Source organism: Lactococcus muris, assembly GCF_042849115.1.
Classification (GTDB): Bacteria; Bacillota; Bacilli; order Lactobacillales; family Streptococcaceae; genus Lactococcus; species Lactococcus muris.
Genome location: NZ_BAAFQO010000002.1, coordinates 1 through 15,974 on the forward strand (window position 1 = coordinate 1; position 15,974 = coordinate 15,974).

Below are 15,974 nucleotides of genomic sequence, written 5' to 3' on the forward strand. Positions count from 1 at the left end.
TGAGCGTAACCAAGCATGAACCACCAGTCTTTCCAGCTACAGTATCGGCTTCCCAATGTCCAATCTCCAGACGTTGATTGGCACTTTCTGGACGTTCATGAATGGTATGGGAGATAGGGATTTTCCCCCTCTTTTCTTGATGTCCTTTCGTGTGCCTAGTTTTCCCTTTATGACGCAGTGAACGAATTAACCCACGATTACCATGACTTAATTTTTCAAGCTCAAATAGGCCATTATAGATTGCCCTATAGAGGGTTGTATAACTGACCTGTACTTCCGAATCTTCATGCTTTAATCGTGCAGAGATTTGTTCAGGAGACCATTGTAAATCAACGAATAAGTGTCTCACTTTCTCCCAATATTGACGATTGGTGAAGATTGCTTTTCTTCCACAATGACTTTTTCTGCTCTGGTATTTGCTTTGGGCAACCGTTGGAGAGTAGTCCTGATTAACACTATTTCTTTTAAGCTCCCTTGAAATTGTGGAGACACTCCGATTTAAGCGTCTAGCGATTTCACGCACAGAAACCTTTTGTGATGACCACAAAAATATACTTTCTCGTTCAAATATTGTAAGATGAGTGTAGGGACTATTCATATTTCCTCCAGCTTAATAATGTTCTCGACAAACTTATTATACTGGATTTATGAATAGTCTTTTTTCTGTTGCACTTAAATTATAAATTCAAGCTATAGAGATACCCCTAAAGGTGATCAAAGCTTTAAAACAAGTAAAAAAATTGATTTTTATATCATGTCGTCCAAAAAGATTGTGGGTTTTGAGAAGACTGATGAGGGGGCAAAGAAACGTTCAGAAGACAAAGTAAAGCTAGGAGAAGATACTGCAACCCATAGTCTCCAACCCGCTTCTAAAAATAATCATTTCTTTGTTTTTGAAGATTTCACACCTGGCCCTTTGCCCAGAGAACCACAAACAGTCGTTAGCTTAGATATTGAAAAAGGCAGCTTATCGAAAGCAGAATATCCCGAAGGGCCTATCACAGGTGCAGGATTTGATGGCAAGTTTTACTATCCCATGACCAGTCAACCTGGAGGAGGTTCGGTTCACAAATATGATAAGTCCAAAACACTAAAAAAGCAATTTAAATTCCCAGATACAGCTGGTAATGTGATGCATGCTGCAGCAACGGATGAGAAATATCTTTATGTTTTGAATAATGTGATGAATGAAGGAGATAAATACACACACAATAATCTTGTGACTTTTGATAAAAATAATTTAAAGAAGGTAGATGAAAGATTAATCGCCAATGCAAGTGCTGCTGTAGCAAACTCAGAAGGTTTTCTGGATATGAAATTAATAGGGAATAAATTTTACCTGACAAATACAGGGGACCGCTTGAAAAGCAACCCCTATGAACCCACTTCACAAGATAAATTAGTCATTCTTGATAAAGATAGCTTGGCACGTAAGGAAGTTAGCTTGGGGCAAGCTGAACCTCATAAAATAGCAGTCTCCAATGACGAAAAAACTTTAGCTATAAGTCATACGAATGACAGTTTTGATACATCAATGATAATAAGCTTCTACGACATAGACACCCAAAAAATCAGTCGCTTAGCACTTAATGAATCACTCATGGAGAACTACTCTACAGATGATACACTCATTAATGTTGACTTTGATAAAGACGGCAAAGTTTGGATATTGACTTGGAAAAATCTTCTTGTCTATGATTTGGAAAAGCAAGAAAAAGTTTTCGGGATTGACTTAGCAACATATGACTTGGAATATTCTCACTTGCTGGCTTTGAAGAAAAAGTGAGCAGCCTTTTCGAAAAAATTAATGCTCTCTTTTGTTGCTCATTTTGCTTAAAAATGCTATCATAATTTTAAGCAACCGTTTGCATTAAAAGAGAGGTGAATCATGGATAAACAAAATTGGTGGCAAGAAGCAGTAATATATCAAATCTACCCTCGTAGTTTTCAAGACAGTAATGGTGATGGGATTGGAGATATTAAAGGGATTATTTCTCGTCTAGATTATCTGGAAAAATTAGGCATCACTGGCATTTGGCTTAGCCCAGTTTATAAATCACCTAATGATGATAATGGGTATGATATCTCAGATTATGAATCAATCATGGATGAGTTCGGAACGATGGCAGATATGGAAACATTGATTTCTGAAGCAGAGAAGCGCGGGATTAAGATTATTATGGATCTGGTTGTTAACCATACCAGTGATGAGCATCCATGGTTTATCGAAGCGAGAAAATCTGAAAAAAGTAAATATCGGGACTATTATATTTGGCGAGATGCAGCTGAGGATGGCAGTCTGCCTAACGATTTGAAATCGCTATTTGGGGGATCAGCTTGGCAGTGGGATGAGACAGCAGGCCAATATTACTTACACTTATTTAGCAAAAAGCAACCCGACTTGAACTGGGAAAATGAAGCACTACGTCAGGCAGTTTATGACATGATGAATTTCTGGATAGACAAAGGCATCGGTGGTTTCCGTATGGATGTTATTGATCTTATAGGAAAACAGCCAGATAAGGGCATAACAGGCAATGGACCAAAGCTGCATGATTATTTAAAAGAAATGCACCAAGCAACTTTTGGCGGAAAAAATCTCCTAACGGTGGGAGAGACTTGGGGCGCAACACCTGAAATCGCGAAACAATATTCTAACTCCGCCAACAAAGAACTCTCGATGGTCTTTCAATTTGAACATATCGGCTTAGACGAAGCAGAAGGAAAAAGCAAGTGGGATTTGATTCCGCTAGAGATTTCAAAATTAAAAGAAGTCTTTAGTAAATGGCAAACAGAACTTGGAGATGAAGGCTGGAATTCTCTTTTCTGGAATAATCATGATTTGCCGCGGATTGTCTCACGCTGGGGCAACGATAAAGAATATCGAGTAGAATCTGCTAAAATGCTAGCAATTTTGTTGCACATGATGAAAGGAACACCCTATATCTATCAGGGGGAAGAGATTGGGATGACCAATAGCCCCGTAACTGATATCCAACAAATTGATGATATCGAAAGTCGGAATATGTACTATGAAAGATTGGAGGAAGGCTACAGTAAAGAGGAGATTTTGACTTCAATCAATGCCAAAGGACGTGACAATGCACGTACACCGATGCAGTGGAATGCACAAGATAATGCAGGCTTTACAACAGGCAAGCCTTGGTTAGCTGTGAATCCGAATTATAAGCAAATAAATGTTGAAGCTGCTCTAAAAGATAAAAATTCTATTTTCTATACCTATCAAAAATTGATTGCCCTACGTAAAGAGAACCCTTTAATTATTTGGGGGGAATTTGAACTTTTAACAGAAACAGAAGAAGAAGTTTTTGCTTATGTACGTTCTTACATGGGAGAAAAGTGGCTAATTGTTGCTAATTTTAGTGCGAAGAACAACTCATTTTCAACAGAGGGAACAGTTAAAGAAATTCTTATTCATAACTATTCTGATGGTCAAATAAACTTGAAAGGAAGTACACTCAGACCTTATGAAGCTTTTGTGGTGAAGCTTTGAGTGATATTTAGAATCAATACAGGTGCAGTTTTTATGGAACTATTGAACAATATAGCATAATTTTTCTCGAATACTATGACATGTAGAAGAGAGCGTGTCCTGTATTCTGCAAAAAAGCCGAAAAATGACTTTCTCGACTTTTTAATATATTGTTGATGGCGTAATTTAGAAAAATGATAATTTTCAATGCCTAGGTAGTTTTTCCAAACTTCAAATCATAAATTCTTGCAAAAAAATCAAGGATTTGCTATAATCTCTATAACCTTTAAGTGTGTCCAGAGAGGCAGGCAAGGTCAGAATCTTGAATGAACTTAATTAAAGTATATTATAGAGTATTTTCTGATGCCTTCCCTAGCCCTTGGACTAGGGAATTTTTCTATATTGGAGTGTTTTATGGCAAAAAAAGAAATCATCGATGAAATCACGATGAAACGTGCGATTACACGTATTACCTATGAAATTATTGAACGAAACAAGGAATTAGACAAATTAGTCCTTATCGGAATTAAAACGCGTGGTGTATACTTGGCACAACGTATCCAAGAGCGCTTAACACAATTGGAAAATATTGATATGCCTTTAGGTGAGTTGGATACACGTCCGTTCCGTGATGATAAGAAAGCGACAGAAGATACAACAGAAATCAACGTTGATATTACTGGGAAAGATATTGTGCTGGTGGACGATGTGCTTTATACAGGACGTACAATTCGTGCAGCAATCGATGGCTTAGTAGAACGTGGACGTCCTGCACGTGTGCAGCTTGCGGTGCTTGTCGATCGTGGGCATCGTGAATTGCCAATTCGTGCGGATTATGTTGGAAAAAATATTCCAACAGCTCAAGATGAGGAAATAATTGTGAATATGGCAGAAATAGATGGTGTAGATAGTATCTTGATTAAGAAAGACGAGGCATAAGTGTGGCAAGTAATACAGATATTCTTTTAAAAGTTGATGAAAAGCCAAAAGGCGGTCAATGGTTTGGCTTATCTTTCCAGCATTTATTTGCCATGTTTGGTTCAACGGTTTTGGTTCCAATCCTTGTAGGGATTGATCCAGCCATTGCTTTACTCAGTTCAGGTTTAGGAACCTTGGCTCATATGTCAGTAACACGGTTTAAGGTTCCGGCCTATATGGGTTCTAGCTTTGCCTATATCGGAGCAATGCAGCTTTTAATGAAACAAGGGGGGATGCCAGCCATTGCTCAGGGTGCTTTAACAGGCGGTCTAGTGTATTTACTCGTTGCCCTCATCGTCCGCTTTGCTGGACAGGGCTGGATTGATCGGGTGCTTCCACCAATCGTTGTAGGACCTATCGTTATGGTTATTGGACTTTCACTTGCACCTGTAGCCATCAATGACTCCATGTACACAAATCCTGGAGCGATGACAGGCTATAGCTTACCTTTCTTGATTATCTCGATGATTACCGTCATGGCTATCGTTGTTTTCAGCATCTACGGGAAGGGGTTTCTATCAGTAGTTCCTATTTTGCTCGGGATTGTCACGGGCTATATTGCGGCTATCATTATTGGTAAAATAACAGGGCAAACTATTGTAGATTTTAATAATGTATCACATGCAAACTGGCTGGCACTTCCAGCGATGGAAATTCCCTTTTTAAACTATAAATGGGCTTTTTATCCGTCTGCTATCTTGACAATGGGGCCAATCGCCTTTGTCACAATGACAGAACATTTTGGTCATATCATGGTTTTGAATTCTTTGACAGGCAAAGACTATTTCAAAGATCCAGGACTTGACCGTACTTTAGCTGGTGATGGTGTGGCACAAGTTATTGCCTCAGCCCTTGGGGCGCCGCCAGTTACTTCGTATGGTGAAAACATTGGTGTTATGGCCATTACAAAAATTCACTCAATTTATGTGATTGCAGGTGCGGCAGTCTTGGCTATTGTGGTCAGCTTTGTAGGAAAAATTACAGCCTTGTTGACCTCCATTCCAAGCCCGGTTATTGGTGGTGCTTCAATCGCTCTTTTCGGGGTAATCGCTGCAAGTGGGTTGAAAATCATTGTAGAAAATAAGATTAACTTTGATATCAAACGTAATCTATTAATCTCAAGTGTCGTTTTGGTCATCGGTATTGGTGGTATGGTTCTTGAAATTACGCAAAACTTACAGATTTCATCTGTAGCTATTGCAACAATCATTGGTATTGTGCTGAACCTGGTTTTACCAGAGGAAGCTTAATATAAAGTTTTGCTCCGGGAAACAATAACACTCAGAGCAACTTATCGTCGTTCGTCAACATTTAAAAAAATCGCACTACAGAGAGAGTGCGATGAGGGTAAAGGAGACCTGTAATGTCAGTAACAAATGGTTTAGTGAGCTTGTCGCATTTGACAAGCATGGAAGTTTTATCAACAGAAGAAGTAATGGGCTTAATCAAACGTGCTTCTGAGTTTAAAAAAGGGACAGCGAAATTTGAAAACGAGCGTCAAATTTTCACTTCCAATCTTTTTTTTGAAAACAGCACGCGGACGCACAACTCTTTCCATATCGCAGAGCGTAAACTTGGATTAGACGTGCTGGAGTTTGATGTAGGCACAAGTGCACTTAGTAAAGGGGAAACGTTGTATGACACTATTTTAACACTAGATGCACTTGGCGTGGAAGTCTGTGTCATTCGCTCATCTGAAGAACAATACTATGAACAGTTGATTCAATCCGACAGTATTAGCTGTGCGATTGTGAACGGCGGAGACGGCAGTGGTCAGCATCCTAGCCAATGTTTGCTTGATTTGATGACGATTTATGAAGAATTTGGTAAATTTGAAGGACTAAAGATTGCCATCTCTGGTGATTTGACGCACTCTCGCGTTGCTAAGTCAAATATGATGATGCTCAATAGGCTAGGGGCACAACTTTATTTCACGGGTCCTGAAAAGTGGTACAACGAAGAAGAATTTGGTGCCTACGGCACCTATGCCAATCTTGATGATATCTTGCCGGAGCTGGATGTGCACATGTTACTTCGTGTACAGTACGAACGTCACACTGCTGGAGATATCATTTCAAAAGAAGATTACCATGAACGTTATGGCTTGACAGTAGAACGTGCGAAACAGCTTCGTGATACAGCAATTATCATGCACCCAGCACCGGTTAATCGTGATGTTGAGATAGCTGATAGTCTAGTTGAGTGCGCGAAGAGTCGCATTGTTCAACAAATGACAAATGGCGTTTATACACGTATGGCCATTTTGGAGGCTGTATTGCGTAACTGAGCGAGGAATTATCGGAGGAATCTATGAAGCGACTGTTAATATTGGAAGATGGGACTATCTTTGAGGGAGAATCAATTGGTGCCAACACGGATATAACGGGGGAACTCGTCTTTAGCACAGGCATGACAGGCTATCAAGAATCCATTACTGATCAATCTTACAATGGACAGATTTTGACTTTTACCTATCCATTGGTGGGGAATTATGGCATCAACCGAGACGACTATGAATCCATTCATCCAAGCTGTAAGGCAATTGTTGTCAGTGAAGCAGCACGTCGTCCTTCCAACTGGAGACTTCAGATGTCCTTGGATGAATTTTTGAAAGCCAAAAATATTCCAGGAATCACTGGAGTTGACACACGGGCACTCACAAAAATTATTCGTCAGCACGGAACTATGAAAGCAGCCTTGGTCAATACCAAAGATGATCTTGAACATCAGATGAGTCAACTTAAAGCAACTGTTTTACCCAATAATCAAGTGGAGAAAAGCAGCACTTTAACACCTTATTCCTCGCCAAACACAGGAAGAAAGGTGGTAGTTGTTGACTTTGGGCTTAAACATTCAATCTTGCGAGAACTCTCAAAGCGCAATTGTGATATTACAGTTGTTCCTTATAACACAGAAGCAGAAGAAATCTTGGCTATGCATCCAGATGGTGTCTTGCTGAGTAATGGTCCTGGGGATCCAACGGATGTCCCACAGGCTGTGGAGATGATTCAGCGTATTCAGGGGGAACTTCCTATTTTTGGGATTTGCTTGGGCCATCAACTTTTCAGTTTGGCCAATGGAGCAAGGACCTATAAGATGAAGTTCGGGCACCGTGGCTTCAATCATGCGGTGAAAGAAATTGCGACTGGAAGAATTGACTTTACCAGTCAAAATCATGGTTATGCTGTATCAGCCGAAGATTTGCCCGAAGATTTATTGATTACTCATGTGGAAATCAATGACAAATCGGTTGAAGGTATCCGTCATAAGCGCCATTCAGCATTTTCGGTTCAATTTCATCCTGATGCCGCGCCTGGACCACATGATGCCAGCTATTTATTTGATGACTTTATGGACATGATAGATGAATATCGGAAGGGAAAAGCGGTTTGAACAGTAACTGCTAAAAAACAGCAATAAATGTTAAAAAGAAAAAATGGAGTCGAAAGTTTCATCGATTTCATTTTTTTGTTAGCGTTTGCATTATGATTACATATGTGTTACTATGAGGATGAATAGATAATTTAAAGAAAAGCGTTATATGATTACCAGAGAAGACCTAAGAGCAAGAGACAAAAAAGAGCTTTATTCACAACTTTAATTCTTAGTCTGTTTCTCGTTCAAACGCTAGCATTTGCAGCTATCCATACTAAATTTGGAGTTTATTGGGTAACTTCATCCATTTATCCCAACACGGCCTGGGGGAACAGAACTGCAACGACCCAATATACGAACTACTCTTTTTCACATACGGGCTGGGCTAGAGTAGGTAATGCTTATAATGGAGGCGGAAATTCTTGGGTGGCACCTAAAAAAACTTCTGTTACTTGGGTAAAAGGCGCATGGAACGGCGCCTACAACGGTGGACCAATCGCACCTGGAGGAAAAGTGTAATCAATCAAATTTAGATTTGTGGGGTAAACTATACAGATGCTGAGTAAACTTTTAAAAGGAATGATTCTGGCTTTATATGTAACGATGAGTTTATCGTTGGCTTTTATGATTAAAAATGATTGGGTAGATAACCAAATCAAGAAAGAATACAATCTGAATGGCTATGAAGAGTTTTATGTTAGCTCTGTTCCAAGTTCAAAGGGAAACTATCAAGATATAGTAAATACTATTGAGAGAGTATCAAAAGAAAGTGATACTCTCTTTTGTATTAGAACATCTTATATTGGAGTTGTACATGATGACAAGGGAAAGGCAGATTTTTTGTCAAATATATCTAGAATTACCTTCTATGGATTAGCACATGAAGACAAGAAATTATCAGCACATGGTGTAACTTCTTTTATTAACTATAAAAATTTTAGCAGTTTGAGCTTTGAAGAATTTCACGAAGGGAGCTTTCTTTATAAGTCAGCAGATTCGGGGAAAAGTAAGTTTATGACTAATTTATCTCAGACATTAAGTCAAAAATATGGCATTGAGATTACGCCAGAGGCTTTAGAAAAAAATCCCTCTGATTTTTCTAAAAGCCCTCCCCTAATCTTAACCAATGACAATTTGAGCATTGTTATTACTGTTTCGCTAATCTTTTATTTTATATTTTTATTTGTTTGGCTGGCTGAAAATAATAAGAAAATAGCTGTTTATAAACTTAGTGGTTTTGAGAATATTGATATAGCTAATTTTATCTTTATAAAAAAGATGGTTGGGGTATTTGCCACAACGTACGCAGTGGCAACAATTTTTATTTTAAAAAAATTTAGTTTTGATTATGCTAAAGTTAGTCTATTAATCTTTATGATAAGTGCGGTCATAACTTTATTTGCAGTATGGATTGTGGCTAGAGTGTCTATTGTTAATCAAGTCAATAATAAATCATTCTTTAAATATAGTCATATCTTTCTTTACCTTGTAAAAACGATAATCTTCGCCATAAGTCTCTCCACTCTCTCGGGTTTGGTCACTCTCGTTCACCAGTCGCTAGACTTAAGTAAAACAGAACTCTCTGATTATGGCGCCTTATATGCACCAATGATTGGCTTTAAAGAAAATCTAGCTGAACCAACTTATTATAATAAATTGATACGCATACAAGAAGAGTTAGGTGGAATCCATGCTTCCGAAAATAACTTGTCTTCACAAATAGGTTTAGAAAGTCTTAGAACGACAGATGTTAATATAAACTACTTAAAAAAACATCCTATCCTAGACAAGCATAACCAACCCATAAATATTTCTCGTGAAGAAGGAAATATGGTTCTTTTAATCGCAGATAAGTTCATGAAAACAAGCGATATAAAAAATAAAATAGCGAATACATTTAAATCGCGGCCCGGTTTTACCTCTTCGATAAAATTTTATGACATTAAGGAGGATCAGAGAGTAACTGTATATGCGGATAAGATAAAAAAAGTTTCAGCTGATATTGTTATCGTGTATACACCAGAGAATAATACGGGAGAAAATCTTGTTCCCTCTTTAGAAAATCCCTATGCGATGTTAATCCCCTTAACAGAACCGAAAGAAAGTATTTATAAAAAGTTAAGACATGCTTTAGAAGAAGATGCTCACCTTTCTATGTATCCATCATTTATTAATGCAAAAGATATAAAGAAAACCACCTTATTACTGACGGTAGGTAATCCAATCAATTACTTTTTTATCAATTTATTTTCGGTAATATTATTTGCCTGCATGATAATTTCTACAGTAGTTTTTTATGTCATAACATACAGAAAAAAATAGGCGTATATCGTTCACTGGGATGTTCTTGGATAAGAACTTATCTCCCACTCGTCGCCTTAATTGTTCTTCAATATATTATTGGTTTTGTAAATGCTAAAATGAATGGAGCAGATCAAACGCTCATAGAGCTGCTCATGATCTATATTATTATGGAGCTCGCTATAGTCACAGGAATATTGAAAAGAACAGAGAAAAAAGATTTATTGAATATCCTCAAAGGAGAGTAAACACATGCTGATAGAAATAAAAGATATGGAAAAGAGCTATGGTGCAAAAATACTTTTTGATAAAATTAATGTACAAATTCCAGAAAAACAATTAGTTGTAGTTTATGGTCCCAGTGGGTCAGGCAAGTCCACACTTTTGAATATTATCGGCATGATTGATGACTATGACAAAGGAAGTTATTATTTGTTTGGAAAATTCGCTCCAATCGTAAACAGTAAAAAGTCATTGCTGTATCGTCGGAATAAAATTTCTTATTTATTTCAAAACTTTGCATTGATTGAAGATGAGAATATCGAGCAAAATTTGAAGGCAGCTTTATTTTATACTCAGCTGTCTTCTAAAAAGAAAAGAGAAAAAATAAGAGAAGTTTTAAATCAGGTCAACATAGACCAACCCTTAAAAACAAAAGTATTTCGTTTATCTGGCGGTGAAAAGCAAAGAGTTGCCTTAGCTAGAGCCTTGCTAAAAAAGAGCGAGCTAATCTTAGCAGATGAACCTACAGGTTCTTTGGATATAGAAAATCGAAATATAATGTTAAAATTACTAAGTGATGAAGTAACAAAAGGGAAAACAGTGATAATAGTGACTCACGATCCTTTTATACGAAAAATTAGTGATTATGTCATCGAATTAGATGGCAAAGGTTCTATCGTAACTTCTGGTCCCATTACTAATTGAAGAAAATTTCAACTATTCAATAATGACTATACCAGCTTTTTGAGCATCCAAGCAGAGGCTTATTTTAGCCAGATTGGAAATTGTGAGACTAAAAACATATCGTTTCTTGAAACCAGGTGTAAAAGCTGATATAATTTTACTCATAAAACAAAAAGGACTTTTTATGAAGATTTCTAAAACTTATTCTATTACTCTTATTGCCTTAGGAGCAGCAATTATTGCAGTGCTTTCTCCTCTGGCTATTCCTGCAGGGATTGTACCTATTACGCTTCAAACATTAGCCGTTGGGCTCGTTGCAACTTTGCTGCAGCCACGTGAGAGTTTTTTTGCATTGCTTATCTATCTCGTGTTAGGAGCGGTAGGTTTACCTGTTTATGCAGGGGGAGCTTCAGGGATTGGTGCTTTATTTGGACCAACAGGTGGATTTTTATTCTCCTTTGTAATAGTTGCACCTCTCCTTTCGTATTTTTTACAAAAGACTGAACGAAAATTTTTCTCCATTTTACTGACAAACCTTCTTGCTCAGTTTTTGATCCTTGTTCTCGGTACTGTGTGGCTGAAATTCTTTATCGGCGCATCTTGGGGAACAGCCTTTGGCATGGGCTTTGCACCTTTTATTCTTGGAGCTATTATTAAGGCGATTATTGTGGCAGCAGTTGGTGTTGCGCTCCTCGATATCCTTTTCAAAACGAACCCTTATTTTTCGAAATAATAATAGATAAAAGTTTTCCAATTCTTGGGAAGTTGTTTAGTATTTACCAAGTGTTCTTGATTTTTGAGTAGCTTAGTCCTAACGGAAGGAACTTATAAAAAACTATACAATTTGAAATAAAATTATAAGCAGCTGAATGAAAAGAGTTCAGCTGCTTTTTTATACTTAGGGTTTCATATTTTGTGTCTTAAGCGATTTTAGAAATACTGCGCGCGACGAATGAGAGCCTCTATATAATCTTTGTTACGAGACTGCCTGCTAGCGAGAATTACTACTTGGGGCAAAAACTTACTAGAGAAGATTAAGAAATGCACTAGCCAAGCGACAGAGTTCAAGAGGAGAGAGCAAAAATAATCCAGATATTATAGTCTGATTGTGGCATCATTTTGTCCAAACATGTAAGGGAGTTTCTGTATTATCATTAAAAATTTTTGTTTCAGATAATAATGTTTTATTATCTAAATCATAAAGGAGTACTGAATTTCCTGCTAAAATAATTAGTTTATTGTCTTTTGTAGTATTTAAAGTCCAAATATTACTCTCCTCATAAATTTTAGAATTTAATATATCACTAACATCAACAAAATAGTTTTCGTTATTTTTGGTATTTATAACTGAAAAACCTGATTTTTGTAGCATATTAGGTTCGTGTACAGTTATCAAGTAGTTTTCAGATTTACTTTTATAAATAAGATTGGGATAATTTTCTTTTAATGTGATAAAGCTTTTTTCATTGTTCTTCAAATCAAATTTCATGATTCTATTATCAGGTGTAACTTCGAAAGTTTTCCTGTTACGACGAGAGGTAACAGGCGAATATAAATTTTCTTCAATTTTTTCTAAAGAAGTAAAATCATAGAGATATTCACTATTGTCATCTATATTCTGTTTTTCAAGTACTTTTAGATTGTTTCCATCATTGAAAGTATATAAAGAACTTTCAAATATTTTGCTTTTTTGATTTTCTTGTGTGATTATCATGTACAATTTTCCCTTGCTACCAGTAAATTGTGTAGAGGGTAACGCTGATGAAGTAAACTTATACGAATCAATTTCTTTTCCATTTTTGTCAAAAGAGTAGAGAAAACCATCATCTCCTGTTGCTTGGAAAGTATAGTAATAATCAGTAGTGGAACCTGCACCTGTATAAGCATACTTATTTGAGCTACGTTTAACTACTTCTCCCTTTTCAAAGTCTATTGATAAGATATTTTCATTCTTTTTAGCACTTTTAGAATGTCCTTCTGAAAAAATCAGATATCTATTTTGAATTTCTCCTTTTGAAAACCAACCATTTACATCTTCTGCAATAGCTAATTTGTCAGTATGAAGTAATTTTGGTGTATTATTTTCAACTTTATATGATTTGATATTGTTATTGGATACGATGTAGAAATCAGCATTGCTTGCAATTTTAAAGTTAGCTTCTTTGTTATTGAAAAATAAGATTTTGATTCCCAGAACCACTGCGGCTAAACATGATAAAAGAAGTAAAGAATTAAATATTTTTTTCTTCATTTATTTATTCCTGTAGATTAAAACTGTAAGTGGATTTGAGACAAATTCGCCTGGGTGCACTGCCCAAGCAGAACCGATATTATTATCAGTCTTATCTAAATTTACTCTTGCAGTGTAATAATATGCAGCCCAAACTAATTGAGAGCAGTAAAAACTATTTTTTTGTTTAATATTCCAAAAGTTTAAATTATAAGGCTTTCCAACCTGTTGACCAGCCCACTTTCCTGCATTATAATCTTGTGTGATACTTGTTTTTTTGACTCCCATCTGCCATACTCTGTTATTTCTAAATTTCGTTCCCCAATCTCCACTTGCCAGCCTAACTTTTTTACCAACACCTTCTGCTTCGGCAACCACATATTTTTTTTGTGGTGCAACAATCCCTGCATGCCACGAATTTGTTATTAATAGACTAGAACCTGCATCTGTTACAGCTATTACCCCATCACGCCAACTCCAAGCCCCATATGCTGAACGAGCGGTAGCTTTTTCATCAGCTACAACGGAAGCTGCATCGCCATATTCTTGTTCTTTTTGCCGCATGCCATCCATAATTTCTTGTTGCTGTTTGGTTAATTTTTGTAAAGCTACTGCATTGGTGGAAGTATCTACTTCATCAGTTTGAACAGCTTTTACTGTTGCTGGAGCTATCGCTGACAGAAAAGCAGCTGAAGCTAGGCAATGAATAATAGTTTTCTTTAAAATTTTGTGCATGTGTTTCCCCTCTTTTCAGAAATAAAATTTTTTCTGGTTGAACAACCCTACAATAATTAAAAGCGCTTTCAATTTTATTATAACAGAAAAAGAAGTGATAAAATCACAGATCTTTAAATATTGTTGAATTGTAGGCAATGTGTAAAAATTTACAATTTTACTTATCTTAACACTCTCAATAAAAAGTTTTCTACTACTGATTGAGGCTACTTAAAAAGTCGAGAAATTCATTTTTCTCGACTTTTTATTATTTCTTGAAAAATAGTTTTGTTAACAGTTTGGGAACTTTCAGCAACCCGATAAAGAGCATTGCGCTGCAATAACTGTATTTTAGGCAGAGGATACTGTCCATCTTTAAGACAAGTACTGATTAGCTTATTAGGGTCAAAGTCAATATCATCAGGAGGAAAGGAAATTAAACTTGAACCGAGATAGTCTTTAGTCGTGAGACTCCCGTCTTCTATATGATAAGTTTTTGCCTGGGGCAGGCCATTATTAAAGAAGGCGATAACAGCATTGTAAGCGACTTTTTTAGTTAAAGCTGATCGTTTATCCTTATAGCGAAGCAGTGCGCTGAGGAGGAACTCCTGAGCTTCTAGGGGTGTTAGGTGCGGTTGATAATGGATTTGTACAAGGATTTCTTCGGTTATCTTATGGAAACCGGTAATTCCTACTAAAAAGCCATTTGGACTTACATAAAATTTTTTGAAATGTGTGCGGATAGCTTGTCCATTTTCTGTAATCTGTCCATCTGAAAGAATAGAAATAAAATCCTTAGTGAGTGCTAAATTAAGAAAACTCATTTATTTCACGAACATGGCATCCCCGAAACTGAAGAAGCGATAATGCTCATCAATTGCATGCTGATAAGCTTCTAGGATAAATTCTTGACCTGCAAAAGCAGAGACTAGCATAACGAGCGTAGATTTTGGCAAGTGGAAGTTTGTGTTAAAAGCATCAACTACTTTCCATTGATAACCGGGTTTGATAAAGATATCTGTCCAGCCAGAATCTGCTTGGATGTCTCCATTAAATTTTGTCCCAATCGTTTCTAAAGTACGGATAGAGGTTGTGCCACAAGCAATCACACGATGCCCAGAAGCTTTGACAGCACGAAGTGTTTCAGCAGCTTCTTCAGACAGTTGGTAGAATTCACTATGCATATGGTGTTCTTCAATATTATCAACGCTCACTGGTCGGAAAGTTCCCAAGCCTACATGTAAGGTAAGTTCCACAACATGAACACCTTTGGCACGAATTTTATCTAATAACTCAGGTGTGTAGTGCAAACCAGCAGTTGGTGCAGCAGCAGATCCATTTTCTTTTGCAAAGACGGTTTGATAACGTTCTTTATCTTCTAATTTTTCATGGATATAAGGTGGAAGTGGCATTTCACCTAAGCTCTCTAGCACTTCAAGGAAGATACCAGCGTAACTAAATTCAACGATACGTCCGCCATGTTCCAATTCTTCAACAACGGTTGCTTTTAAGCGGCCATCACCGAAAGAAAGCTCTTGCCCAATACGCATACGTTTTGCAGGCTTAGCTAAAGTTTCCCAGCGATCTCCTTCTGTATTTTTGAGCAGGAGAAGTTCAACGTGCCCATGAGTTTCAGGCTTGATACCATGGAGACGTGCAGGGAGAACGCGTGTATTATTAAGTACGAGTGCATCTCCGGGATTAAGCTCATCCACAATATCGTAGAAGTGCTTGTCTTCCATAGAATGACTTTCCTTATCAAGTACTAGGAGACGTGATTCAGAACGTTTTTCAAGTGGTGTTTGTGCGATGAGTTCTTCTGGTAAATTAAAGTCAAAATCATTAATATTCAAAATATATTTTCCTTGTCATTTATAAAAGTTAAAACTTTCAAGACAGCCTTTCTTATTTGGGAGAGAGGATGACATACTCCACCTTTCATCTTCATGAGATATGAAATATGCAGCTGTTTCATAT

Annotated in this window: 15 protein-coding genes; 9 read left to right on the top strand and 6 right to left on the bottom strand. The window is 37.1% G+C overall.

Annotation, left to right across the window (positions count from 1 at the left end):
• A partial coding sequence (locus ACGHCK_RS01205; protein ID WP_394304441.1) for an IS30 family transposase occupies nt 1–598 on the bottom strand: 598 nt, incomplete at its 3' end.
• 156 nt (nt 599–754) lie between these two features.
• Between ACGHCK_RS01205 and ACGHCK_RS01210 the strand changes: the two genes are divergently transcribed.
• From ACGHCK_RS01210 to ACGHCK_RS01245, 8 genes are all read left to right on the top strand, one after another.
• Nucleotides 755–1,786, top strand: coding sequence for a YncE family protein (locus ACGHCK_RS01210; RefSeq protein ID WP_271328087.1), 1,032 nt, complete (start codon nt 755–757; stop codon nt 1,784–1,786).
• A gap of 102 nt (nt 1,787–1,888) precedes the next feature.
• On the top strand, nt 1,889–3,514 hold the full coding sequence (locus ACGHCK_RS01215) for a glycoside hydrolase family 13 protein (RefSeq protein ID WP_251421052.1): 1,626 nt from the start codon (nt 1,889–1,891) through the stop codon (nt 3,512–3,514).
• Nucleotides 3,515–3,907: 393 nt separating this feature from the next.
• On the top strand, nt 3,908–4,432 hold the full coding sequence (gene pyrR / locus ACGHCK_RS01220) for a bifunctional pyr operon transcriptional regulator/uracil phosphoribosyltransferase PyrR (RefSeq protein ID WP_202230836.1): 525 nt from the start codon (nt 3,908–3,910) through the stop codon (nt 4,430–4,432).
• A 2-nt stretch (nt 4,433–4,434) separates the two neighbouring features.
• Nucleotides 4,435–5,721: a uracil-xanthine permease family protein gene (locus ACGHCK_RS01225; protein ID WP_394304442.1), complete on the top strand. Its 1,287-nt coding sequence runs from the start codon at nt 4,435–4,437 to the stop codon at nt 5,719–5,721.
• 113 nt (nt 5,722–5,834) lie between these two features.
• A complete protein-coding gene (locus tag ACGHCK_RS01230) occupies nt 5,835–6,758 on the top strand; it encodes an aspartate carbamoyltransferase catalytic subunit (RefSeq protein ID WP_202230838.1) in 924 nt (307 codons plus the stop codon).
• Nucleotides 6,759–6,781: 23 nt separating this feature from the next.
• Nucleotides 6,782–7,864, top strand: a complete 1,083-nt coding sequence (locus ACGHCK_RS01235) for a carbamoyl phosphate synthase small subunit (RefSeq protein ID WP_202230840.1) — start codon at nt 6,782–6,784, stop codon at nt 7,862–7,864.
• A 537-nt stretch (nt 7,865–8,401) separates the two neighbouring features.
• A complete protein-coding gene (locus tag ACGHCK_RS01240) occupies nt 8,402–10,168 on the top strand; it encodes a hypothetical protein (protein ID WP_251421050.1) in 1,767 nt (588 codons plus the stop codon).
• Between the two features lie 234 nt (nt 10,169–10,402).
• Complete coding sequence (locus ACGHCK_RS01245; protein WP_251421056.1) at nt 10,403–11,074, top strand: putative bacteriocin export ABC transporter; 672 nt, start codon at nt 10,403–10,405, stop codon at nt 11,072–11,074.
• 12 nt (nt 11,075–11,086) lie between these two features.
• On the opposite strand, the gene ACGHCK_RS01250 is transcribed toward ACGHCK_RS01245, so the two are convergent.
• Nucleotides 11,087–11,218: a hypothetical protein gene (locus tag ACGHCK_RS01250; RefSeq protein WP_277612224.1), complete on the bottom strand. Its 132-nt coding sequence runs from the start codon at nt 11,216–11,218 to the stop codon at nt 11,087–11,089.
• A 19-nt stretch (nt 11,219–11,237) separates the two neighbouring features.
• Between ACGHCK_RS01250 and ACGHCK_RS01255 the strand changes: the two genes are divergently transcribed.
• A complete protein-coding gene (locus ACGHCK_RS01255; RefSeq protein ID WP_251421048.1) occupies nt 11,238–11,786 on the top strand; it encodes a biotin transporter BioY in 549 nt (182 codons plus the stop codon).
• Between the two features lie 381 nt (nt 11,787–12,167).
• Here the strand turns inward: ACGHCK_RS01255 and ACGHCK_RS01260 are convergent, their stop codons facing one another.
• From ACGHCK_RS01260 to queA, 4 genes are all read right to left on the bottom strand, one after another.
• Entirely contained in the window at nt 12,168–13,304 is a 1,137-nt protein-coding gene (locus ACGHCK_RS01260) for a hypothetical protein (RefSeq protein ID WP_251421046.1), read from the bottom strand.
• Nucleotides 13,305–14,018 (bottom strand): YiiX/YebB-like N1pC/P60 family cysteine hydrolase, encoded by a 714-nt coding sequence (locus tag ACGHCK_RS01265; RefSeq protein ID WP_271328086.1) that lies wholly within the window; start codon nt 14,016–14,018, stop codon nt 13,305–13,307.
• A 227-nt stretch (nt 14,019–14,245) separates the two neighbouring features.
• The gene (locus ACGHCK_RS01270) at nt 14,246–14,821 is read right to left on the bottom strand and encodes a hypothetical protein (protein ID WP_251421044.1); all 576 of its coding nucleotides are present in this window, start codon (nt 14,819–14,821) and stop codon (nt 14,246–14,248) included.
• The gene (gene queA / locus ACGHCK_RS01275) at nt 14,822–15,850 is read right to left on the bottom strand and encodes a tRNA preQ1(34) S-adenosylmethionine ribosyltransferase-isomerase QueA (protein ID WP_251421042.1); all 1,029 of its coding nucleotides are present in this window, start codon (nt 15,848–15,850) and stop codon (nt 14,822–14,824) included.
• Nucleotides 15,851–15,974 lie beyond the last annotated feature (124 nt).